Source organism: Bacillus sp. LR--39, from assembly GCF_053613335.1.
Map to the genome: position 1 here is coordinate 313,337 of NZ_JBSIOT010000001.1, position 23,153 is coordinate 336,489.

A 23,153-nucleotide genomic window follows, 5' to 3' on the forward strand; every position below is an offset into this window, starting at 1 on the left:
GCCGTTCGGCAGCTTTTTTTATGATTGAAAATAATGTTCCAATCCGCTTTCAATTCCGTCTGTCACTTTTTCCTGATAAGAGCCGCTATGTATGATTGTTTCTTCTTGCGGTTGGCTGAGATAGCCGAGCTCATACAGCATGGCAGGCCGTTTATTTTCCCTCAGGACGTAATAATCGCCAAACAGAACGCCGCGATCCGGGATAGGGGAACGCTTCACTACTTCAGAATGGACGTCTGAGGCAAGCTGGCGATCCTTAGACGGACTGTAATAATAAGCCGTGCTTCCCCGCGTTGACGTATCGGCATAGCTGTCATAGTGAATGCTGATAAAGGCATCCGCATTCCGGTAATGAGAGGTTGAAACCCTGGCCTGCAGGCTGATAAAAGTATCATCCTGTCTGGTGATATACACGTTTGCACCGGATGCCCGCAATTTTTGGGCCAGCAGCTTAGCGGTTTTAATGGTTACGTTTTTTTCAAACTTTCCGGAGTAGCCGATCGTTCCGCTGTCTTTTCCTCCGTGTCCGGGATCAACGACAATCGTTTTGTTTTTAAGTGAGCCGCTGCCGCCTGACGTGTTGGGAGAAGGTGCTTCGCCTGTTACCTCACCGCTTTTTGACGTTTGTACGACCCAGTTTGCCACGTATGCAGTTTGTCCGTTTTCAAGCCGGACTTCATACCATTTGCCGCTTGAGCCGACAATCGGGTAGGCTGCGCCTTTATCTGCTCTTTTTACGATAGAAGCGGAAGTCGAGGCCGAGCTCCTTAAGTTGGTGCCGCCGTAAACAATATACGCTTTTTTCGAGGAGCCTGAGCCCGCAGAACCGTCTCCCGAGCTGGATGCGCTGTCCGATGAGTCAGAATCCTTTATGATGTAGTGGCTTGCTGCCCAGCCTTTTTGCCCGTTTGCTTCAATTTTCAGCCAGCCGTGGTCTTCACTTAAAATGGAAACCTTTGTTCCGCGTGATAATTTAGTCATAATCGCTGAATCATGTGACGCTGCACTTCTGACATTCAATGAAGAAACGCCGACCGTTCCGCTTTTTGACCCGCTTCGGGCCGAAGTTGCTTTCGTATCCGATCCGCCGCTGTCCGCGGTGACGTATTCGGAAGAAACCCATCCGGTTGTGCCTTGATAAGAAATGTTCACCCATCCGCTGTTCTTGTCCAGCACGGATGCATGTGCACCTTGCGGAAGTTTGCCGATGACTTCATATGATGTCCCCGGGCCTTTTCTGATGCGGAGGTCAGGATCGGTCGAAGTGACCGTTCCGCTTGTTGCGGATGAATTGTCTGCTCCCCCGGCTGTTTTTGATATCAGCCAGGAAACGACCCATCCGGTTTTACCGGGGCTCAGCTGAAGCTGCACCCAGTCTCCCTCTTCTTTAGCGATCGGGTATCTTTCCCCTTTTTTTACTTCAGCCTTAATTCCATAGCTCAGGCCGGGACCGCCTCTGACATTGATCTTGTCTGTCGCGATGACCGCTTCTCCCTCTGCGGCGATTGCGGTGTGGAATGACGGAAGAAGCGCTGTGATGATGACGCCGCATAAAATAAGAGCAAGAGTTCTCTTCTTCATGGCTGTCCTCCTTTCTGAACTAACTAAAATACATTCTTGTATAATATCGTATTTTCCTTGCTGAATGTTAAATAAAAATAAAATGGTTTGTTTATACTAGTCATAAATACAGCGAAAAGGTGTGCAAATCATGAAATATCAACCAAAAATGGGACGCGCGCTGCACGATGCGGAAGGAAATCTGCATTTCAGTGATCAGAGCGATAGAGAAAAGACGGGTTTTCTTGAAGAGACGGCGACGGAGTTCGGTCTCTTATCGAAAGAAGCGGTCGCAAGGAAAAACAGACGGAATAAAACTTGACAGGGGAGTGCAATCCCATTATTATAATAGAAATTGATGTACATAAGTCATGATAACGATTTTGAACCGATAATGGAGAAGAGTAGGTCAGAATGCATGGAGAAGAGAGGAACCGTCCCGGGCTGAAAGCGGATCCGCACTGCATCTTTCTCGAAACAACACTCCGGAGGTTCCCTGCTGAACGCTTTAGCAAGTCATTAGGCAGCGGACGTGAACCTGCGTTAAAGGTCAGAGCGGGGATGCTTCGGCATTCCAACTAGGGTGGCACCACGGGTATAACTCTCGTCCCTACTATACATGTATAGTAGGAGCGGGAGTTTTTTTATTTGAAGAAAGACATTAAGGAGGCCTGTAACATGGCATATCACATTCCAAGAGGCACACAGGACATACTGCCGGGTGAATCAGACAGATGGCAGTTCGTCGAACAAATTATGAGGGAGACGTGCCGCACTTATCAATATAAAGAAATCCGCACGCCGATCTTCGAACATACGGAATTGTTCGCAAGAGGCGTCGGTGAGTCTACAGATATCGTGCAGAAAGAAATGTACACGTTTGAAGACCGTAAAGGGAGAAGCCTGACGCTTCGGCCGGAAGGAACGGCTGCCGCAGTCCGCGCGTTCAATGAAAATAAATTATTTGCGAACCCGGTGCAGCCGACGAAGCTTTATTATGTCGGACCGATGTTCCGTTACGAACGTCCGCAGACGGGGCGTTTCCGCCAATTCTATCAATTCGGAATTGAAGCGATCGGCTCCAAAGATCCGGCCGTGGATGCAGAAGTCATTGCGCTTGCGATGAGTATTTACTGTAAAGCCGGTTTGAAACATGTCAAGCTTGTGCTGAACAGCCTTGGTGACCAGGAGAGCCGCAAATCCTATCGGGAAGCGCTCGTCAAACATTTTGAACCGCGCATCGGAGAATTTTGCTCGGACTGCCAGTCGCGTCTGCACACGAACCCGCTCAGAATTCTTGACTGCAAGAAAGACAGAGAGCATGAACTGATGAAAACGGCTCCGTCCATTCTTGATTACTTAAATGAAGAATCAGCCGCTTATTTTGAGAAAGTAAAACAATACTTAAACGATCTCGGCATCCCGTTCGAAATAGATCCGAACCTTGTCAGAGGGCTTGATTATTATAACCATACCGCTTTTGAAATTATGAGCAATGCCGAAGGATTCGGAGCGATTACAACACTTGCCGGCGGGGGCCGCTATGACGGGCTTGTTGAACAGATCGGCGGACCTGAAGCGCCGGGTATCGGATTTGCGATGAGCATCGAACGTCTGCTGGCAGCCATTGACGCTGAGAAAACAGAGCTTCCCGTCAATCAGGGGATTGACTGCTACATCGTGACGCTCGGAGAAAAAGCGAAGGATTATTCCGTTTCCCTCGTGTACAAACTGAGAGAAGCGGGCATCTCAAGTGAAATCGATTATGAAAATAAAAAGATGAAGGGCCAATTCAAAACGGCTGACCGTCTCGGCGCACGTTTTATTGCGATTTTAGGGGAAGATGAGCTTGCCCAGAATAAAATCAATGTAAAAGATGCGGAAACAGGAGAGCAGCGTGAAGTGGTGTTAGACGAGCTGATACAAGTGTTAAAGGCAGATCAAAAGCAGTGAAGGAGAGGAACGCTATGTTTGGAAGAACATATTATTGTGGCGAGATAACTGAAAAAGCGATTGGCGAAACCGTCAAACTGAAAGGGTGGGTGCAGAAGCGGCGCGATCTCGGCGGCTTGATTTTCATTGATTTGCGTGACCGCTCGGGTATTGTGCAAGTCGTGTTCAACCCTGACGTATCGAAGGAAGCCCTTGCCGCAGCGGAAGCAATCAGAAACGAATATGTGCTTGATATCGAAGGCACGGTTTCTGCCCGTGAAGAAGGCACGGTGAATCCCAACCTGAAAACCGGTAAAATTGAAATCAAAGCTGAAGCGGTGACGGTGCTCAGTACGGCGAAAACGCCTCCGTTTCCGATCAGTGACCAGGCGGCTGACGTTTCTGAAGACGTCCGGTTAAAACACCGCTATTTGGATTTGCGCCGCCCCGCGATGTTTCAAACATTGCAAATGCGCCATCAAGTCACAAAATCCATCCGCCATTTCTTGGATGAAAACGGATTTCTTGATATTGAAACACCGATTTTAACAAAAAGCTCTCCCGAAGGCGCCCGTGATTACTTAGTGCCGAGCCGGGTGCATGAAGGAGAATTTTACGCCCTTCCGCAATCGCCGCAGATTTTTAAACAGCTTCTGATGGTGTCGGGTTTTGAACGGTATTATCAAGTGGCCCGCTGCTTCCGCGATGAAGACTTGCGTGCCGACCGCCAGCCGGAATTTACGCAGATTGATATCGAAATGTCCTTTATGAGTCAAGAGGACATCATGGCTCTGGCGGAAGAGATGATGGCGAAAGTCATGCTTGAAACAAAAGGTGTTGAAGTACCGCTGCCGCTTCCGCGAATGACATATGAAGAAGCGATGAACAGCTACGGTTCCGACAAACCCGATACCCGCTTCGGCATGCTGCTGACGGACGTGTCAGACATAGTGAAAGATACTGAATTTAAGGTGTTCTCATCAGCCGTGGCAAACGGCGGTGTTGTAAAAGCGATCAATGTCAAAGGCGCTGCCGGCGACTATTCCAGAAAAGATATCGATGCGCTCGGCGTTTTTGCCGGAAATTACGGCGCGAAAGGTCTCGCTTGGGTGAAAGTTGAAGCTGACGGCGTAAAAGGCCCGATTGCGAAATTCTTTGATGAAGAGAAGCAGGCAAAACTGGCTGAAGCGCTTGATGCTTCTGAAGGCGATCTGCTCCTGTTCGGCGCTGATAAGTTTGAGGTTGTGGCTCAATCCCTCGGCGCGCTTCGCTTAAAGCTCGGCAAAGAACGCGGCCTGATTGACGAAAGCCTCTTCAACTTCCTGTGGGTTGTGGACTGGCCGTTACTGGAGCATGACGAGGAAGAAGGCCGTTTCTATGCGGCTCACCACCCGTTTACAATGCCTGTCCGTGAAGATCTTGACCTGATTGAAACGGCGCCTGAAGATATGAAAGCGCAGGCTTATGACCTTGTCTTAAACGGCTATGAACTCGGCGGAGGCTCAATCCGTATTTTTGAAAAAGACGTTCAGGAAAAAATGTTCGGGCTTCTCGGCTTTACAAAAGAAGAAGCGGAGGAGGAATTCGGATACCTTCTTGAAGCCTTTGAATACGGCGCCCCTCCGCACGGCGGAATCGCGCTCGGCTTAGACCGTTTGGTTATGCTTCTTGCAGGCCGCACAAACTTAAGAGATACGATCGCTTTCCCGAAAACGGCAAGCGCAAGCTGCCTTCTTACGGAAGCGCCCGGCGAAGTGAGCGAGGCCCAGCTTGAAGAACTTCACCTTTCTGTCAAAAGAAAAGTGAAACAGTAAAGATCAGCAGTTTGTTTCTTGAAAATCAAAATCTGCTGTGATATGATTTTGACAAGTTAAATAAAGTCCTGATGTGTTAGTTGTACACCTAGTTTTGACCGAACATTTTTTTGATTTGGGAGCCCGCATTTTTAAATGGCGTACATGCCTCTTTTCATTCGTTAAGAGGACTTACAAGATTTAAAAAAGGGCACCCACCTGCTGAGAGCGGGTTCAAAACGAAGGAAAGCTGCAACGGCACAATTGGGACTTTATTTTTTGTGCGCTAAAACCAGCGGCTTTTTGACAAGCCGAGTTTATAAAACCAGAATGTGGAGTGAGGTTCTTGTTACATCAGTTTTCCAGAAATGAGCTAGCGATTGGAAAAGAAGGGCTGGACACGTTAAAAAACAGCACGGTGGCCGTTCTCGGCGTCGGCGGAGTCGGTTCATTCGCAGCCGAAGCATTGGCGAGGTCCGGAGTGGGGCGGATCGTGCTTGTCGATAAAGATGATGTTGACATTACAAACGTAAACCGCCAGCTGCATGCGCTCTTGTCGACGGTGGGACAGCCGAAAACAGACTTGATGAAAGCGCGGATCGCGGATATTAATCCGGATTGCGATGTCGTTGCCTTAAAAATGTTTTATACAGAAGAGACATATGAGCAGTTCTTTGAGTATCCGCTTGATTACGTCATTGACGCGTCGGATACGATTCATTATAAAATTCATCTGATGAAAGAATGTCTGAAACGGAATGTTCCGCTGATTTCAAGCATGGGAGCGGCGAATAAAACAGACCCGACACGCTTTCAGATTGCTGATATTTCAAAAACCCATACCGATCCGATTGCCAAAGTCGTCCGCATAAGGCTTCGCAAAGAGGGCATTAAAAAAGGCGTACAGGTCATTTTTTCTGATGAAAGCCCGATCGTCATCCGTGAAGACGTCAGAAAAGAAGTCGGGAATGATGAAGCGAAAATCCGCAAAGCGCAAATGCCGCCGTCTTCCAACGCCTGGGTTCCGTCAGTGGCCGGCCTGATTATGGGCGGACATGTTGTCATGGAGCTCTTAAAGGACATCGACATTAAACGGGTTAAAGATAAATAAAAAGAAAAACAGCCTTCTTCAGGAAAGGCTGTTTTTTATTTGAATCCGCCGTTTACACGAAAGATTTTGGCCGGTATCAAAAAAGACAAGAACACATAGGATGTCCTTGTCCGGTTATTTTTTCTGCTTCATCAGTTTTTCATACACTTGCTTTATGGCGGCTTCAAATTTCCCCGTTTGTTTCGGTTTATAGTATTGCTTGTTTTTTAACGGATCGGGCAAATATTGCTGTTCGACCCATCCGTTTTCGAAATCGTGAGGATATTGATAGCCGATCCCGCGTCCGAGCTCTTGGGCCCCTTTATAGTGGGCGTCTTTTAGATGTTTCGGCACATCGCCGATTTTACCCGTTCTGATGTCTTTGAGCGCCTCATCAACGGCTGAGATGGCGGAGTTTGATTTTGGCGAGAGGCATAATTCGATTACCGCATTGGCCAGCGGAATTCTCGCTTCCGGAAAGCCGATCCGTTCTGCGGTCTGAATCGCGCTCAGCACCCGGGGGCCTGCCTGCGGGCTTGCGAGGCCGATATCTTCATAGGCGATCACGAGAAGCCTTCTTGATATGCTTTCAAGGTCTCCGGCTTCGATCAGACGGGCCAGATAATGAAGGGCGGCGTTTGCGTCCGAGCCTCGGATCGATTTTTGGAAGGCGGATAAGACGTCATAATGCGCATCGCCGTTTTTATCATGAGTATAGCTTTTTTTCTGCAGACATTCTTCCGCCGTTTCCCGTGTAATCCGGACCGTGCCGTCGCTTGATTCCTTTGTGGAGAGCACGGCAAGCTCCAGTGCGTTCAAAGCGGAGCGGACGTCTCCCCCGCACCCTTGTGCGAAATGATCCATCGCGTCGTCGTCCACCGAAACGCTGTAAGAACCGAGTCCCCGGTGTTCATCTGTGAGCGCTCTTTTCAATGCCTGCTTGATCAGATCGGGTGTTAACGGTTCAAGCTCAAATATCTGGGTACGGCTTCTGATGGCCGGGTTAATGGCATGATAAGGGTTGGCGGTCGTCGCGCCGATTAAAATAATCATGCCGTTTTCTAAATAGGGCAGCAGAAAATCCTGCTTTCCCTTATCAAGCCTGTGCACTTCGTCAAGGATTAAAATGACCTGGCCTGACATTTTCGCTTCCTGTACGACAATCTCCATGTCTTTTTTATTATGAATGACGGCATTCAATTTCCTGAATGCGATGCTTGTCGATCCTGCGATCGCTGTGGCGATGGATGTTTTTCCGATGCCCGGCGGTCCGTACAGGATCATGGATGATAAGTGCTTTGCACGCACCATTCTGCCGATGATTTTATCTTCTTTGACCAAATGTTCCTGGCCGATAATGTCTTCAATATTGGCAGGCCGCATCCGATACGCCAGTGGTTTCATGAACATCTCTCCTTACATATACAGGGTAACGGAAAACGGACGATTAGAAAAGCGAATTGCGGCGGGCCCCGTGTTTCAATGAAAATTAGGATAAGTTATGTTATAATAACAGTTGGTCTATAAGATACTAAACAGATTATTCATATCCATTTACTTGTATAAATTAACAATTAGAATTGACTGGGGTGTTCATATTGAAAATATCGACAAAGGGAAGATACGGGCTCACCATTATGATTGAATTGGCGAAAAAGCACGGAGACGGTCCGACGTCGCTCAAAAGCATCGCCCAAACAAACAGCCTTTCTGAGCATTACTTGGAACAGCTTGTATCACCGCTCAGAAACGCCGGACTCGTAAAAAGCATCAGAGGCGCTTACGGGGGTTACGTGCTCGGGGGCCAGCCTGAAGAGATAACGGCCGGAGATATTATCAGAGTGCTGGAAGGGCCGATCAGCCCGGTAGAAGTGCTTGAGGATGAAGAGCCTGCCAAGCGGGAGTTATGGATCCGCATCCGCGACGCTGTAAAAGACGTGCTGGACAGCACGACGTTAGAAGACCTTGCGAGCTACACGGACGGCGAGCAGGAAGCTTATATGTTCTATATTTAAACCAGAGGTGTACAGACAATGGAACGGATTTATTTAGATCATGCCGCGACTTCCCCGATGGATGAGCGTGTGCTCGAAGAGATGAAGCCCCATTTCTTCGGCAGTTTCGGCAACCCGTCAAGCATTCATTCATTCGGGAGAGAATCCCGGAAATGGGTCGATGAAGCGAGAGCGGACATCGCGCGCGAAATCAGTGCGAAAGAACAGGAAATTATTTTTACAAGCGGCGGCACGGAGGCTGATAATTTAGCGATTTTCGGAACGGCTGCCGCCCGGAAGAATGAAGGAAAGCATATCATTACGACCGCTGTTGAGCATCATGCTGTGTTGCACGCCTGCGAAAAGCTGGAAGAAGACGGCTTTGAGGTGACATACCTCATCCCCGGCCCTTCAGGACGGATCAGTGCAAATCAGGTGAAAGAAGCGCTCCGTGATGATACAATCCTTGTTACCGTCATGTATGGCAATAACGAAGTCGGAACCATTCAGCCGATTGACGAAATCGGAGAGCTGTTAAGCGGGCATCAGGCCTATTTTCACACAGATGCCGTCCAGGCATTCGGTTATATGTCGATTGACGTGAAAAAAAGCAGAATTGACATGCTGTCTGTTTCAGGTCACAAGCTTAACGGGCCTAAAGGGACAGGCTTTTTATATGTAAATCAAGAGGTGAAGCTGTCACCGATTCTTCTCGGGGGAGAGCAGGAACGAAAGCGCCGCGCGGGGACGGAAAATGTACCGGGCATCGCCGGCTTAAAAGAAGCGGTCGTCCTTTCAAACCGTGAGAGGGAAGAGAAAACAGCGAAGTATAAGGAGTTTAAGAACATTATCATGAGCACGCTGGAAAAATCCGGCGTAACAGCGGAGGTGAACGGAGATGCCGAGAAATGCCTGCCTCATATTTTAAACCTTTACTTTCCCGGTGTGCCGGTGGAAGCGCTGCTGGTCAATCTTGACATGGAAGGCATTGCCGTCTCCAGCGGATCTGCTTGTACAGCGGGATCCGTTCTTCCGTCCCATGTGCTTACGGCCATGTTCGGAAGTGAGAGCGGCAGGCTGACTTCGTCAATCCGTCTCAGCTTCGGCCTCGGCAATACGGCGGAACAAATCGAAACAGCCGCCGAAAAGCTTGCCGCCGTCGTTAAACGGCTTGCTTAAAACGGCGGACTTACGTTTTTAATGGAGTGAATGCAAATGGAAAAACGGCCGGAGGATACAAGAGTCGTAGTCGGCATGTCCGGCGGCGTGGACTCTTCCGTGGCGGCCCTTCTGCTGAAGGAGCAGGGCTACGATGTAATCGGAATCTTTATGAAAAACTGGGATGATACGGACGAAAACGGTTTTTGCACGGCGACGGAAGATTATGAAGACGTCATCCGGGTCTGCAACCAGATCGGAATTCCGTATTATGCCGTCAATTTTGAAAAGCAATATTGGGAAAAGGTATTTCAATATTTCCTTGATGAATATAAAGCCGGAAGAACCCCCAATCCGGATGTCATGTGCAATAAAGAAATTAAGTTTAAGGCTTTCTTGGATCATGCTCTGTCACTCGGCGCGGATTATCTTGCGACGGGCCATTACGCCCGCGTGGACAGAAGCGCAGGTACAGTGCGCATGCTCCGCGGCCTGGATGAAAACAAGGACCAGACTTATTTTCTGAATCAGCTCAATCAGGAACAGCTCAGCAAAGTCATGTTCCCGATCGGTGATCTGCAAAAAAGCCGCGTGCGGGAAATCGCCAAAGAAGCGGAACTTGCGACAGCTGCGAAAAAAGACAGCACGGGAATCTGCTTTATCGGCGAACGCAACTTTAAAACGTTTCTCAGCCAATATCTCCCCGCTCAGCCGGGCGATATGATGACAATGGACGGAGAAGTAAAAGGGCGTCATGACGGTCTGATGTATTATACAATCGGACAGCGCCACGGTCTTGGAATCGGCGGAAGCGGCGAGCCGTGGTTCGCCGTCGGTAAAGATCTTGAAAAAAACATTCTGTATGTTGATCAAGGATTCCATAATCCGCTTCTGTATTCCGATAAGATCACGGCGACAAATGTCAGCTGGACGCGTCCCGGTCTGATGGACGGCGGCGAAATGACATGCACGGCGAAATTCCGCTACCGTCAGGAAGATCACAAAGTAACGGTGAAAATGACGGGTGATGATGAAGCGGAAGTCATTTTTGACGGGCAGGTACGCGCCGTTACGCCGGGACAAGCCGTCGTTTTTTATGACGGAGAAGAGTGCCTCGGCGGCGGAACGATAGATGACGTTTATAAAGACGGAACAAAACTGTGGTACGTATAACACATGTAAAAAACCTCAACTCGCATGTTGGGGTTTTTTAGCGAAAGGAAGTTAAAAATGGATTATAATAAAATCGGGATTGACGCCATGCAGGAGGGCGATTTTGAAAAAGCGGCAGAGGCTTTTACGAAAGCGATTGAGGAAAACGGGCAAGATCCGGTGCCGTATATCAACTTCGCAAATCTGCTTTCTTCTGTGAACGAACTCGAACGGGCGCTTGCATTCTATAACAGAGCGCTCGAATTGGACAATTCGGCGGCAGCCGCTTATTACGGTGCGGGAAACGTATATGTGATGAAAGAATCGTTTTCCGAAGCGAAGGATATGTTTGAAAAAGCGCTTCGCTCCGGAATGGAAAACGGAGATTTGTTTTATATGCTGGGGACCGTTCTCGTTAAATTAGAGCGGCCGAAGCTTGCACTGCCGTATTTGCAGCGTGCCGTTGAATTAAACGAAAATGACACGGAAGCACGCTTCCAGTTCGGAATGTGTCTCGCAAATGAAGAAATGCTGGATGAAGCTCTGACGCAGTTTGAGACGGTGATCGAGCAGGACCCAAGCCACGCGGACGCATTTTATAATGCCGGAGTCGCTTACGCGTACAAAGAAAATCGTGAAAAGGCGCTTGAGATGCTGGAAGGCGCAATCGGCATACAGCCTGATCATATGCTTGCGCTTCATGCGAAACAGCTTATCACCCAGTCGTAACAAAAGGAGGGAAGGCTCGTGGATCAGCTGAACATCGAAGAACAGCCGTATGTAAAAGGCATCATTCATACGGTCATTTATCATAATGACACCAACCTGTATACAGTGCTGAAAGTCAAAGTTGCAGAAACGTCTGAGGCGATCGAAGACAAGGTCGTATCCGTAACGGGCTACTTCCCTCTGCTGCAAGAAGATGAGACCTACACATTTTATGGAAAAACCGCCACGCATCCTAAGTTCGGCCTGCAATTTCAGGCTGAACACTTTAAAAAAGAAATTCCGACCACAAAAGAAGGGATCATTCACTACTTATCAAGTGATCTGTTTGAAGGAATCGGAAAAAAAACGGCGGAAGAAATCGTCAAAAAGCTCGGAGACGGCGCGCTCAATAAAATTCTGACGGATGCGTCGGTGCTTTACGATGTGCCGAAAATGTCGAAAAAGAAAGCGGATAAGCTTGCCGGAGAGCTGCAGCGGCATCAGGGGCTGGAGCAGATTATGATCTCTCTGAACCAATACGGTTTCGGGCCCCAGCTATCAATGAAAATATATCAGGCCTACGAAACGGAAACCCTGGAGAAAATTCAGGAAAATCCTTATCAGCTTGTAAAAGACGTTGAAGGCATCGGCTTTGTGAAAGCTGACGAGCTGGGCGGAAAAATGGGTCTGTCAGGAAACCACCCGGAGCGGATCAAAGCGGCAATCTTATATACGATTGAATCGACCTGTCTTTCAGAAGGCCATACGTACATAGAGACAAAGCAGCTGATTATCAATACGCAAACGCTCCTGAATCAGTCAGCTGAAGGCGGCCGCGTCACAGAAATGGATGCGGCTGACGGCATCATCGCCCTCGGGGAGAGTAAGGATATCGTCATTGAAGGAGAGCGCTGCTATTTTCCGTCCTTGTTTTACGCCGAACAAAATGTCGCAAAACGCGTGCTCGACATTGCGGCTCAGACGGAGTATGCCGATCAATTTCCTGAATCGGAATTTCTGCTTGCACTCGGTGAACTGGAAGAACGGATGAATGTTCAATACGCACCAAGCCAAAAGGATGCCATTCAAAAAGCGCTGTCTTCACCGATGCTTTTATTGACCGGAGGACCCGGGACGGGGAAAACGACCGTTATTAAAGGAATCGTGGAATTATACAGTGAACTGCACGGAGTATCGCTTGACCCCGGTGATTATAAAAAAGACGAGGCGTTTCCGCTGCTGCTTGCCGCGCCGACGGGAAGAGCCGCAAAACGGATGAGCGAATCTACGGGTCTGCCGGCTGTTACGATTCACAGGCTGCTCGGCTGGAATGGCGCTGAAGGCTTTACCTACAATGAAGATCAGCCGATTGAAGGGAAACTGATTATTATAGACGAAGCGAGTATGCTCGATATCTGGCTCGCCAGCCATTTGTTTAAGGCGCTTCCTAAGCACATTCAGCTCATTGTCGTCGGTGATGAAGACCAGCTTCCTTCAGTCGGACCGGGGCAGGTGCTCAGAGACCTTTTGGCTTCTGAGGTGCTGCCGACCGTGCGCCTGACAGATATTTACCGTCAGGCTGAAGGATCATCCATTGTGGAACTTGCGCATGATATGAAAAAAGGACTGCTTCCAAAGGGGCTGACCGCGCCGACAAAGGACCGCTCATTTATCCGCTGTAATTCTTCACAGATTAAAGAAGTCGTGGATCAGGTCGTTTCGAACGCGTTAAAAAAGGGGTATACCTCCAGGGATATTCAAGTGCTTGCCCCGATGTACAGGGGAAAAGCGGGAATTAACGAGCTGAATATGCTTCTTCAAGACATCATGAATCCGCCGAAAGAAAAAAGGCGGGAGCTGAAATTCGGTGATGTCGTCTACAGGACGGGCGATAAAATATTACAGCTTGTCAACCAGCCGGAAAACAATGTGTTTAACGGCGATATCGGCGAAATCGTGTCCATTTTTTATGCCAAAGAAAATACGGAAAAAGAAGACATGGTCGTCGTCTCGTTTGACGGCAACGAAATCACCTTTACGAAAAAGGATTTCAGCCAGTTTACCCACGCTTACTGCTGTTCCATTCATAAGTCGCAGGGAAGCGAATTCCCTATTGTCGTCCTGCCTGTCGTCAAAGGCTACTATCGAATGCTCAGGAGAAATCTGCTTTATACCGCCATAACAAGAGCGAAAAAATTTCTGATTCTTTGCGGAGAAGAAGAAGCGCTTGAATGGGGCGTCAAAAACAATGATGCCACCGTCAGACAGACGTCGCTTAAAAACAGGCTCACAGAGCAGACTGAAGAGATGGATGCAGAACTGGCCGCCCTGCAAAAAGAGCTGCCGTTCAGTGTACATGATGCGAACATCGGAATGGAAGGCATCACGCCGTTTGACTTTATGGAAGAAAAAGCGTAAATAAAACCCGGAGCATAAACATGCGCCGGGTTTTCGCCTGTGGAAGTCATTTCAAAGTATGCTGCCCGGCTTCTTGGCAAAACCTATACGTGTTCAACAAAAGGTGGTTGATCACACTTTGAGAACATGCCATGCAGCTGAAGGACGAACAGTATATGACGAAAACGGGCGCAGTCTCGGGATGATATCGGATGTATGTTTCTCTCTGGACGGCCGGTTTCTCGGTTTCGTTCTGGAGCAGAAACGCCTGTTTCACAACCGCCATCTTTTTTTAGAGGCAAGTGATATAAAAGAGATGGAACAAGAAGCCGTAGCTTCCGGTCATGCTCATTTGCAGCCTTTGCCGAAGAGCTGTTTCACCTTTGAACAGATTAAGATGCAGCCGGTGAAATCGCCTGATGGTGAAATGTTCGGTTTACTGGAAGATGTATACTTTTGTTTGGACAAGGGCATAATCGTAGCATATGAACTCTCGGACGGCTTCTTTTCAGATCTGGCTGGCAGACGCCAAGTGCGCCGCGCCGCCGATACGCTTATTGAAGCGGGGAAAGAAGGCATCGTCCTGAACGGATAAGAGGTGTAGTCTGTGCTTGTATGTCCGAACTGCAAAAGTAAAGATATCGGCAAAATCGGCGTAAACCAATACTATTGCTGGGGCTGCTTCATTGAGCTGACGGTGGCCAAAGGCAAAATTGCAACACATCAAGTAGAGGAAGACGGTACATTAAGCAGTCTTGATGATTTGTTTTCTGAAGACGAACGCAGTATCAATTTTTAAAGTTGAAAGGAGATACGCGCGATGGGCAGAACAATGACCTCTCTGTTGGCTTTAGGAGCTGGAGCCGTTATGTATCGTATGGCTTCTCAGTCCGATATGCTGAATAAAAAAGGTATGAAACGGATGAGAAGACGAGTCATGAAAATGTTTTAAGCAGAAAAAAGGATACTTCTCCGGAAGTATCCTTTTTACGTTTGTCTCGCTTCCAGCCGTCTGGCCGCGAGAGACAGGCTGTAATTGACCGCGAAATACATCAGGGCCGCCAGCAGAAAGATCGGGAAAAAATACCCTCCGTCAGCGCTTTGTCCGTTTAAAATCTGCGCGTTATGAATCAGTTCGGGCAGAGCGATGACGACCGCAAGTGACGTATCCTTTAATAAAGAAATAAACTGGCTCACAATCGGAGGAACCATACGCCTGAGCGCCTGCGGCATGACGACGAGAAAAAGAGTCTGCGTGTACGTCAGTCCTGAAGAACGCGCCGCTTCAATCTGTCCTTTGTCAACGGATTGCAAACCGCTTCTGATGATTTCTGACAGCATGGCCGATTCAAAAATCGTAAGCGCCGTAATGGCGGCCGCGGTAATTTCCAGTTTGATCCCGATTTCCGGAAGGGCAAAAAACGTAAAGAAAATGATTAATAACAGCGGCAGGTTGCGGATGGTTTCCACAATGGCCGCTATACTGCCCGAAACGATAGGAATTTTCGCATAGCGCAAAGTGCCGGCGGCAAGCCCGAAAATAAAACTCAGGACAATGGAGATCAGCGCAACATAAAGTGTGACCAAAAAGCCGTCCCATAAAAACAGCAGATGGTCAGGTGTATAGGCGCCGCTAAAATCCATGTTTTTCACTCTCCTTTTCTAATAACTCTTTCCGAGACGTCTTTCCAAATAGTGAACCCCGATGCTGAGCGGGATCGTTAATACCAAATAAAAAAGCGCGACGAAAATATAGACATCAAACACGACAAGAGTGCTTGAGGAAACGAGATCCGCCTGATACATCAAATCGAGTCCCGCCACCACTCCGAGTATTGATGAGTTTTTGACAAGGTTGAGAAATTGGTTTCCGAGCGGGGGAATCACGATTTTTACGGCCTGAGGAAGAATGACGTATCTCATCGCCTGACTGTAGGTGAAGCCTGACGATCTGGCCGCTTCCATCTGCCCTTTGGAGACAGTCTGAATTCCGGCTCTGATGGCTTCTGCGATAAAGGCGGACGTATAAATCGTAAGCGCAATCGTTCCCGCCTGAAAGCCGTCCAGTCTCAGCCCGGCGTTCGGAAGTCCGAAATAAAAAACGAATGTGATGAGGAGAAGCGGGATGTTCCGGATAAATTCCACATACGCAGTGCCGATCCATTGAAGGGGTTTGAAAGCCGTGATTCTCATGACTGCGATCAGAACGCCCAGCGCAAAACTGCCTGCCAGCGCGACGAAGCTCGCAAGCAATGTGTGCAGGAAACCGTCCATATACATATCGAAGTTTTCCGTTAAAATTGAAAAGTTCATCTATGTCACTCCTTATAAAACGGGGATGAGCATGGCTGCTCATCCCGCGGTCCTTTCTATTTTGCCGGTTCTTCTTTAATCCATTTTTTATAGATTTTTTCGTACCTGCCGTCGGCTTTCATTTTTTTCAAAGAGGCGTTGATTTCCTTGATGAGTCCGGATTGGCCTTTTTTGACGGCGATTCCGTAAGGTTCATCGGTGAAGGTTTCGCCTGTCAGCTGATATTGTTTATTTTCATCTGCCATGCCGTATAAAATCGCATTATCGGTTGTGAGCGCATCTCCCTGTCCCGCTTTAAGCGCAGTGAACGCTTCGGCGTAATTTTCAAATTCCAGCACTGAGGCGTCAGGCGCTTTTTCTCTGATGTTTTGTGAGGAAGTAGAGCCTTTTACCGCCAATACTTTTGAGCCTTTTCCCAGGTCTTCGGTGCTTTTGATGCTGCTTCCTTTTTTGACGAGCAGGGATTGCCCGGCTTCAAAATAAACATCCGAGAAATCAACTTCTTTTTTCCGCTCATCCGTTATCGTCATCGTGGCGGTGATGGCATCGATATCGCCGTTTTGCAGCATCGGAATTCTCGTTTTTGACGTCACTTCTTTAAATTCCGCTTTCTTCTCATCCCCCAGAATATCTTTTGCGAGCTGTTTTGAGATATCAATATCGAAGCCTTCAATATCACCGGAGCTTGGGTTTTTCAGCCCGAATAACCTCGTGTCGGTTTTGACGCCGAAGATGATTTTGTCTCTGTCTTTAATAGAGGCTAACGTGTCTTTTCCCGTTCCTTTTGAATCCCCGGACGTTTCTTTCCCTCCGCAGGCTGCCAGCATAAAGACGGCCAGCAGTGATATTAATCCGAATGACAACCATTTTGTTACGCGTGACATAAGCGCTCCTCCGTTTCTTTTCAGTGATTTAAAATACGGCTTAAGAATAAACGCGCCCTCTCTTCACGGGGGCTTTCGTAAAATTCAGCCGGTGCAGCTTCTTCTAAGATGGCTCCGCCGTCGATAAACACGATGCGGTCCGCCACTTCTTTTGCGAATCCCATTTCATGTGTGACGACTGCCATGGTCATGCCTTCCTTTGCGAGTGTTTTCATGACATCCAGCACTTCCCCGATCATTTCCGGATCAAGCGCGGATGTGGGTTCATCAAACAGCATAATTTCGGGCTTCATCGCAAGCCCCCTGGCGATGGCGACACGCTGCTGCTGGCCGCCCGAAAGCTGTGAAGGATAAGCGTCCGCTTTTTCCGGTATACCGACTTTTTTCAAATAGTATAAGGCCGTTTCTTTTGCTTCTTCTATTGATTGCTTTAGCACTTTGATCGGTGCGAGCATGATGTTTTGCAGAACGGTTTTGTGCGGGTACAGATGAAAATGCTGAAACACCATGCCGATATTGCGGCGGACCTGATTTATATCCGTTTTCTTGTCATGGATGGAGACGCCGTTTACCGTTAAGGCGCCTCCATCAACTGTTTCCAGCTGATTAATGCAGCGGAGAAGCGTGCTTTTTCCCGATCCTGAAGGTCCGATGATAACGACGACTTCCCCTTTTTTAATGTGCAGATTAATGTTTTTCAGCACGTGGAAATGTCCGTAGTGCTTATTTACATCCTGAAATGAAATCATGGCCATCCTCCTTAAAAAAACATGAGTCATATTGACTGGACAGTTTTTGAAATCCTTTAACACATTACGATGGTTATACAGATTTTTATGAATATTATTTAGATTATTTCGTAATTTCTGATAATTATTTCCGTCAAGAGGTCTGCGTCATAAGGCGGAGTTTATGAAACGGGAATAATTCCGGCTTTCTGTCAAAAGATAAAGCAAGAGGTGAAACGTCATGCTTCAAAAACCGCTGCAGCTCTTAATGTGGACGGCTGTATGTCTGCTCGTTTTGTTAACAGTGTATGTCTTTTGCATGCTCGATATGTTATGGTCTCCCATTTGGCTTGTTATAAAATCTCTCTTTATTCCTATATTCATCGCAGTATTTATTGCTTATCTTTTACTTCCGATTACTGAATGGCTTCATAGAAAAGGGATGCCTAGAACTTTAAGCCTGCTTCTGATTTATTGCCTGTTTTTCGGCGGAATCGGCTGGGGGGTTTATAAAGGGGTTCCTGTTTTAATTGAACAGCTGCAGGATCTGTCTGAGAGCATTCCCGGTCTTGCCAAAAACTACAACAGTATACTGAAGCATCTGCACAATCACACGGATCATTGGCCTGACGGCATGCACCATCGGATGGACAAAATGATTCAGCAGACAGAAACGTTTCTTGCCGGCACGATTGAAAGCACGATCAGAAGCATCCGTTTCGTGCTTGATTATATCCTGATCGCGGCGACGATTCCTTTTCTCGTGTTCTATATGGTGAAGGATATAGACGTCATGAAAAAGACAGTCTGGTATTTGACGCCGAAGTCCTGGAGGAAAAGGGGGAGTGAATTTCTGCGGGATGTGGACGATTCTCTCGGTGATTACATCCGCGGTCAGCTTCTCGTTTGTTTTTTGCTCGGGTTAATAGCCGGCGTTTCATTTTGGCTGTTCGGGCTTCCTTATCCGCTGATCTTAGGTCTTGCCATCGGGATTACGAATGTCATCCCGTATTTCGGTCCGTTTATCGGCGCTGTACCGGCGCTGCTCCTTTCGCTGGCGATTTCTGCTAAAGCTGTGATCATCGTAATCGTCACCATTTTTATTCTGCAATTTATAGAAGGAAACATTTTGAGCCCGCTTATTGTCGGGCGCAGTCTCAGAATGCACCCCGTCGTGATCATGCTGGCGCTCCTTGCCGGAGGAGAGCTCGCGGGCATTCCCGGCATGATTCTCGCTGTTCCGGCGGCAGCCGTTTTAAAAGTGACGGCCATACACTTTTTGCGGATCAGGACGGAACATTGACATTCGGGTTCTGCTTGTCTATAATTTCGAGTAGAATACATACGAATCTCGAGTGACGGATATGAGTACGCCGAAGCCCTGTTTAAGAGAGAAGCTCCGATACGCTGAAAGGAGCTTCAGCAGAAGATCGGCGGAAGCTAATCCTGAGTGCAGTTAAAGGCTGCCGCAGTCCTGCGTTACGGGATGAAAGGTGACAGGCCTTTTTCGGCCTGTAATCAGGGTGGTACCGCGAGACAGCTCTCGTCCCTGTGTGAACGCATGGTTTGCATAGGGAGAGAGCTTTTTTGCTGTCGCAAAAGAGAATTTCGGGTAGTGATAAGGAGGAATATAGATGAAACACTTAACTTCTGCTGAAGTGCGTCAAATGTTTTTAGATTTCTTTAAAGAAAAAGGCCATGCCGTTGAACCGAGCGCCTCATTGGTTCCGCATGAAGATCCGTCTTTATTATGGATCAACAGCGGCGTTGCGACGCTGAAAAAATACTTTGACGGCCGCGTTGTGCCGGAGAATCCGAGAATTGTAAACGCGCAAAAATCAATCCGAACAAATGATATTGAAAATGTGGGGAAAACGGCGCGCCACCACACGTTCTTTGAGATGCTCGGAAACTTTTCCATCGGTGATTATTTTAAAGAAGAAGCCATCACGTGGGCATGGGAGTTTTTAACGAGCGAAAAGTGGATCGGCTTTGATCCGGAGCTGCTGTCTGTAACGGTTCACCCTGAGGATGAAGAAGCTTATACGCTATGGGCGGAAAAAATCGGCGTTCCGGAAGAAAGAATCATTCGTCTGGAAGGGAACTTCTGGGATATCGGCGAAGGCCCGAGCGGACCGAATACGGAAATTTTCTATGACCGCGGCGAGAAATACGGCAATGACCCGTCAGATTCTGAATTGTATCCGGGCGGCGAAAATGATCGTTATCTTGAAGTATGGAATCTGGTATTCTCAGAGTTCAACCACAACCCGGACGGCACATACACACCGCTTCCGAAGAAAAACATTGATACGGGCATGGGGCTTGAACGGATGGTCTCCGTGATTCAGGATGTCCCGACAAACTTTGACACTGATTTGTTTATGCCGATTATTGAAGCAACAGAGCGCATTTCCGGAGATGCTTACGGAAAGGATGCAGTGAAGGATACGGCCTTTAAAGTGATCGCCGATCATATCAGAACGGTCGCATTTGCGGTAAGCGACGGAGCTCTGCCGTCAAATGAAGGGCGCGGGTATGTACTGAGACGCCTCTTGCGCCGGGCAGTGCGATACGCGAAAACCATCGGGATCAGCCGTCCGTTTATGTACGAGCTGGTACCGACTGTTGCAGGAATTATGGACGCTTTCTATCCGGAGGTGAAAGAAAAGCAAGAGTTTATAGCCAAAGTCATCAAAACGGAGGAAGAGCGCTTCCACGAAACATTAAACGAAGGTCTGGCCATTTTATCCGACGTGATAAAGAAAGAGAAGGAAAAAGGCAGCGGCATCATCTCCGGAAAAGACGTATTCAAACTGTACGATACGTACGGATTCCCGGTTGAATTAACGGAGGAATACGCGGAAGATGAGCAAATGAAAGTTGACCATAAAGGCTTTGAAGCCGAAATGGAAAAACAGCGTGAACGGGCGAGAAATGCGCGCCAAGATGTAGGAAGCATGCAGGTGCAGGGCGGCGCATTGCGCGACATTACCGCAGAAAGCACATTTGTCGGCTACAGTGCCGTAAAAGCTGAAGCGAAGGTGATCGAGCTTCTTCATGACGGGCAATTAATCAGCGAGGCGCATGAAGGGGATACCGTCCAAATCCTTCTCGACAAAACGCCTTTCTATGCTGAAAGCGGCGGACAGATCGGTGACAGAGGAGTGCTGAGAAGCGAGCAGGCTGTCGTAACCATTAAGGACGTGAAAAAAGCTCCGAACGGTCAGCATGTACACGAAGGCACGGTGGATAGCGGCACGATTCAAAAAGGCGCAAGCGTGACGGCTGAAGTTGAAGATCAAATGAGAAGCGGCGTGGTGAAAAACCATACGGCAACCCACCTTCTGCACCAGGCGCTGAAAGACGTTCTCGGCACACATGTCAACCAAGCGGGTTCACTCGTTACCGAAAATCGCCTGCGTTTTGACTTCTCTCATTTCGGTCAAGTGACGAAAGAAGAACTTGAACGCATTGAAGGAATCGTCAACGAAAAAATCTGGGAGAGCATTCCGGTAGCGATTGATTTGAAACCGATCAATGAAGCGAAAGAAATGGGCGCGATGGCCCTGTTCGGCGAGAAATACGGCGATATCGTCCGCGTCGTACAAGTCGGAGATTACAGCCTTGAGCTTTGCGGCGGATGCCATGTCACGAATACGGCAGAAATCGGCCTGTTTAAAATCGTATCCGAATCAGGGATCGGCGCAGGGACGCGAAGAATCGAAGCCGTAACAGGAAAAGGCGCTTATCAGGAAATGAACAGCCAGCTCAGCCTTCTGCAGCACGCTGCGGACGAGCTGAAATCAAACGTAAGAGACGTACCGAAGCGAATTCAGTCTCTTCAAGCAGAGCTGAAGGAAGCGCAAAGAGAAAATGAATCATTGCTCAGCAAACTTGGCAATGTGGAAGCCGGAGCCATTTTGTCTAAAGTAAAAGACATCGGCGGCGTAAAAGTGCTGGCTGAAAAAGTAAATGCGAAAGACATGAACCACCTTCGCACTATGGTGGATGATCTGAAAGCGAAGCTCGGTTCTGCGGTCATTATTCTCGGCGCCGTGCAAAACGAGAAAGTCAACCTTTCAGCAGGCGTGACGAAAGACCTGATCGAAAAAGGCCTTCATGCCGGCAAAATGGTCAAACAAGCTGCTGAAGTCTGCGGAGGCGGAGGCGGAGGCCGTCCGGACATGGCGCAGGCCGGCGGAAAGCAGCCTGAAAAATTGGAAGAGGCGCTGGCATCTGCGGAAGATTGGATAAAATCCGTTTTATAATCCTTTCAACTAGTGTAGAATGATGATAAGATGAGGACCTCAGGCTGAACTTTGCCTGCGAATTTGGGAAAGAGGTGCAAAACGGTGAGCTCGTTTGATAAAACGATGAAATTTAATTTCTCCGATGATTCTGCTGAAACAAACGTCGAAGAAGTGCTGAATACGGTATATGATGCGCTTCAGGAAAAGGGGTACAATCCTATCAACCAGATTGTCGGATACTTGCTGTCTGGAGATCCTGCATACATTCCTAGGCATCGCGACGCCCGGAACTTAATTCGCAAACTGGAACGTGACGAATTAATCGAGGAATTGGTAAAATCCTATCTAGAACAGCATAAAGAGGCGTAAATACATTCATGAGAATATTGGGACTTGATCTTGGAACGAAAACACTCGGCGTAGCTTTAAGCGATGAAATGGGCTGGACCGCTCAGGGCATTGAGACGATAAAAATAAACGAGGCTGAAGGAGATTACGGTCTGGACCGTTTATCCGAGCTGATGAAAGACTATAATGTAGAGAAGATCGTGCTCGGTTTTCCGAAAAACATGAACGGGACGATCGGTCCGAGAGGCGAAGCCAGCCAAACATTTGCGAAACTGCTTGAAACAGCGTACAATGTCCCTGTTGTGCTATGGGACGAGCGTCTGACGACGATGGCGGCTGAAAAAATGCTGATCGCGGCTGACGTCAGCAGGCAAAAACGAAAAAAAGTCATTGATAAAATGGCGGCTGTCATGATACTTCAAGGATATCTGGACAGTTTAAACTAAGAGGTGAAAAGAAATGGAACACGGCGAAAAACACATTACAATTGTCGATGATCAAGGCAACGAACAGCTTTGCGAAGTACTGTTCACATTTGAAAACGACACATTCAACAAATCTTACGTACTTTATTATCCGATTGATGCTCAAGACGATGATGAAATCGAAATTCACGCTTCAAGTTTCGAACCGAACGAAAACGGTGAAGACGGCGAACTGATGCCGATTGAAACCGATGAAGAGTGGGAAATGATCGAAGAAACGCTGAATACGTTTTTAGCGGAAGAAGACGAAGAATAAAATGAACGGAAAAAGCCGGAGCTCATATGCGCTTCGGCTTTTTTTTTGTAATAAATTGCCGAATGCACATGAATCATGTAGTATAAGAGCTGTTGGGAGGAA

General features: G+C 48.0%; 23 protein-coding genes, 1 other RNA gene and 2 other annotated features. Of the genes, 18 read left to right on the forward strand and 6 right to left on the reverse strand.

Annotated elements, in window-relative coordinates:
* Nucleotides 1–18 precede the first annotated feature (18 nt).
* Nucleotides 19–1,581, reverse strand: a complete 1,563-nt coding sequence (locus ACWHAR_RS01700; RefSeq protein ID WP_032873849.1) for an SH3 domain-containing protein — start codon at nt 1,579–1,581, stop codon at nt 19–21.
* A 130-nt stretch (nt 1,582–1,711) separates the two neighbouring features.
* Between ACWHAR_RS01700 and ACWHAR_RS01705 the strand changes: the two genes are divergently transcribed.
* The 5 genes from ACWHAR_RS01705 to ACWHAR_RS01725 all read left to right on the forward strand — a co-directional run bounded on the left by ACWHAR_RS01705 (nt 1,712) and on the right by ACWHAR_RS01725 (nt 6,396).
* The gene (locus ACWHAR_RS01705) at nt 1,712–1,882 is read left to right on the forward strand and encodes a YrzK family protein (RefSeq protein ID WP_087920774.1); all 171 of its coding nucleotides are present in this window, start codon (nt 1,712–1,714) and stop codon (nt 1,880–1,882) included.
* Between the two features lie 60 nt (nt 1,883–1,942).
* Nucleotides 1,943–2,175: a binding site (T-box leader), on the forward strand.
* Nucleotides 2,176–2,238: 63 nt separating this feature from the next.
* Nucleotides 2,239–3,513: a histidine--tRNA ligase gene (gene hisS, locus ACWHAR_RS01710; RefSeq protein WP_032873851.1), complete on the forward strand. Its 1,275-nt coding sequence runs from the start codon at nt 2,239–2,241 to the stop codon at nt 3,511–3,513.
* A 14-nt stretch (nt 3,514–3,527) separates the two neighbouring features.
* Nucleotides 3,528–5,306 carry an aspartate--tRNA ligase gene (gene aspS / locus ACWHAR_RS01715; protein ID WP_032873853.1) on the forward strand — a complete coding sequence of 593 codons (1,779 nt, stop codon included), beginning with the start codon at nt 3,528–3,530 and terminating at the stop codon, nt 5,304–5,306.
* Nucleotides 5,307–5,368: 62 nt separating this feature from the next.
* Nucleotides 5,369–5,560, forward strand: a non-coding RNA gene (ssrS, locus tag ACWHAR_RS01720) — 6S RNA.
* A 71-nt stretch (nt 5,561–5,631) separates the two neighbouring features.
* Complete coding sequence (locus tag ACWHAR_RS01725; RefSeq protein WP_032873855.1) at nt 5,632–6,396, forward strand: tRNA threonylcarbamoyladenosine dehydratase; 765 nt, start codon at nt 5,632–5,634, stop codon at nt 6,394–6,396.
* A gap of 114 nt (nt 6,397–6,510) precedes the next feature.
* On the opposite strand, the gene ACWHAR_RS01730 is transcribed toward ACWHAR_RS01725, so the two are convergent.
* Nucleotides 6,511–7,779, reverse strand: a complete 1,269-nt coding sequence (locus tag ACWHAR_RS01730) for a replication-associated recombination protein A (protein ID WP_029326053.1) — start codon at nt 7,777–7,779, stop codon at nt 6,511–6,513.
* Between the two features lie 194 nt (nt 7,780–7,973).
* On the opposite strand from ACWHAR_RS01730, the gene cymR reads away from it, so the two are divergent.
* From cymR to ACWHAR_RS01770, 8 genes are all read left to right on the forward strand, one after another.
* Nucleotides 7,974–8,390 carry a cysteine metabolism transcriptional regulator CymR gene (gene cymR / locus ACWHAR_RS01735; protein ID WP_003152730.1) on the forward strand — a complete coding sequence of 139 codons (417 nt, stop codon included), beginning with the start codon at nt 7,974–7,976 and terminating at the stop codon, nt 8,388–8,390.
* A gap of 18 nt (nt 8,391–8,408) precedes the next feature.
* The gene (locus ACWHAR_RS01740; RefSeq protein ID WP_032873857.1) at nt 8,409–9,548 is read left to right on the forward strand and encodes a cysteine desulfurase family protein; all 1,140 of its coding nucleotides are present in this window, start codon (nt 8,409–8,411) and stop codon (nt 9,546–9,548) included.
* Nucleotides 9,549–9,584: 36 nt separating this feature from the next.
* The gene (mnmA, locus tag ACWHAR_RS01745) at nt 9,585–10,700 is read left to right on the forward strand and encodes a tRNA 2-thiouridine(34) synthase MnmA (RefSeq protein ID WP_012118077.1); all 1,116 of its coding nucleotides are present in this window, start codon (nt 9,585–9,587) and stop codon (nt 10,698–10,700) included.
* Nucleotides 10,701–10,787: 87 nt separating this feature from the next.
* Nucleotides 10,788–11,408 (forward strand): tetratricopeptide repeat protein, encoded by a 621-nt coding sequence (locus ACWHAR_RS01750; protein ID WP_087920803.1) that lies wholly within the window; start codon nt 10,788–10,790, stop codon nt 11,406–11,408.
* An 18-nt stretch (nt 11,409–11,426) separates the two neighbouring features.
* The gene (gene recD2 / locus ACWHAR_RS01755) at nt 11,427–13,805 is read left to right on the forward strand and encodes an SF1B family DNA helicase RecD2 (protein ID WP_032873862.1); all 2,379 of its coding nucleotides are present in this window, start codon (nt 11,427–11,429) and stop codon (nt 13,803–13,805) included.
* A 118-nt stretch (nt 13,806–13,923) separates the two neighbouring features.
* The gene (locus ACWHAR_RS01760) at nt 13,924–14,379 is read left to right on the forward strand and encodes a PRC-barrel domain-containing protein (RefSeq protein WP_032873866.1); all 456 of its coding nucleotides are present in this window, start codon (nt 13,924–13,926) and stop codon (nt 14,377–14,379) included.
* A gap of 12 nt (nt 14,380–14,391) precedes the next feature.
* Nucleotides 14,392–14,583 carry a hypothetical protein gene (locus tag ACWHAR_RS01765; protein WP_003152738.1) on the forward strand — a complete coding sequence of 64 codons (192 nt, stop codon included), beginning with the start codon at nt 14,392–14,394 and terminating at the stop codon, nt 14,581–14,583.
* A 21-nt stretch (nt 14,584–14,604) separates the two neighbouring features.
* Complete coding sequence (locus ACWHAR_RS01770) at nt 14,605–14,736, forward strand: YrzQ family protein (RefSeq protein WP_003152741.1); 132 nt, start codon at nt 14,605–14,607, stop codon at nt 14,734–14,736.
* Nucleotides 14,737–14,771: 35 nt separating this feature from the next.
* On the opposite strand, the gene ACWHAR_RS01775 is transcribed toward ACWHAR_RS01770, so the two are convergent.
* Genes ACWHAR_RS01775 through ACWHAR_RS01790 form a run of 4 tightly spaced genes read right to left on the reverse strand, consistent with a single transcriptional unit; the run spans nt 14,772 to nt 17,730 of the window.
* Nucleotides 14,772–15,428, reverse strand: coding sequence for an amino acid ABC transporter permease (locus ACWHAR_RS01775; protein WP_032873869.1), 657 nt, complete (start codon nt 15,426–15,428; stop codon nt 14,772–14,774).
* An 18-nt stretch (nt 15,429–15,446) separates the two neighbouring features.
* Nucleotides 15,447–16,097, reverse strand: a complete 651-nt coding sequence (locus ACWHAR_RS01780) for an amino acid ABC transporter permease (protein ID WP_032873872.1) — start codon at nt 16,095–16,097, stop codon at nt 15,447–15,449.
* A gap of 56 nt (nt 16,098–16,153) precedes the next feature.
* Nucleotides 16,154–16,981, reverse strand: a complete 828-nt coding sequence (locus tag ACWHAR_RS01785; protein WP_007408208.1) for a transporter substrate-binding domain-containing protein — start codon at nt 16,979–16,981, stop codon at nt 16,154–16,156.
* A 20-nt stretch (nt 16,982–17,001) separates the two neighbouring features.
* Nucleotides 17,002–17,730, reverse strand: coding sequence for an amino acid ABC transporter ATP-binding protein (locus ACWHAR_RS01790; RefSeq protein ID WP_032873875.1), 729 nt, complete (start codon nt 17,728–17,730; stop codon nt 17,002–17,004).
* 220 nt (nt 17,731–17,950) lie between these two features.
* On the opposite strand from ACWHAR_RS01790, the gene ACWHAR_RS01795 reads away from it, so the two are divergent.
* The 5 genes from ACWHAR_RS01795 (at nt 17,951) to ACWHAR_RS01815 (ending at nt 23,051) form a co-directional block, all read left to right on the forward strand.
* Nucleotides 17,951–19,012, forward strand: coding sequence for an AI-2E family transporter (locus ACWHAR_RS01795; RefSeq protein ID WP_032873878.1), 1,062 nt, complete (start codon nt 17,951–17,953; stop codon nt 19,010–19,012).
* 43 nt (nt 19,013–19,055) lie between these two features.
* Nucleotides 19,056–19,263 (forward strand) — a binding site (T-box leader).
* An 80-nt stretch (nt 19,264–19,343) separates the two neighbouring features.
* Entirely contained in the window at nt 19,344–21,980 is a 2,637-nt protein-coding gene (alaS, locus tag ACWHAR_RS01800; protein ID WP_032873881.1) for an alanine--tRNA ligase, read from the forward strand.
* Nucleotides 21,981–22,064: 84 nt separating this feature from the next.
* The gene (locus tag ACWHAR_RS01805; RefSeq protein WP_012118070.1) at nt 22,065–22,331 is read left to right on the forward strand and encodes an IreB family regulatory phosphoprotein; all 267 of its coding nucleotides are present in this window, start codon (nt 22,065–22,067) and stop codon (nt 22,329–22,331) included.
* Between the two features lie 8 nt (nt 22,332–22,339).
* Nucleotides 22,340–22,756, forward strand: coding sequence for a Holliday junction resolvase RuvX (gene ruvX, locus ACWHAR_RS01810; protein ID WP_003152750.1), 417 nt, complete (start codon nt 22,340–22,342; stop codon nt 22,754–22,756).
* A 13-nt stretch (nt 22,757–22,769) separates the two neighbouring features.
* Nucleotides 22,770–23,051: a DUF1292 domain-containing protein gene (locus tag ACWHAR_RS01815; RefSeq protein ID WP_003152751.1), complete on the forward strand. Its 282-nt coding sequence runs from the start codon at nt 22,770–22,772 to the stop codon at nt 23,049–23,051.
* The last annotated feature ends 102 nt before the right edge of the window (nt 23,052–23,153 follow it).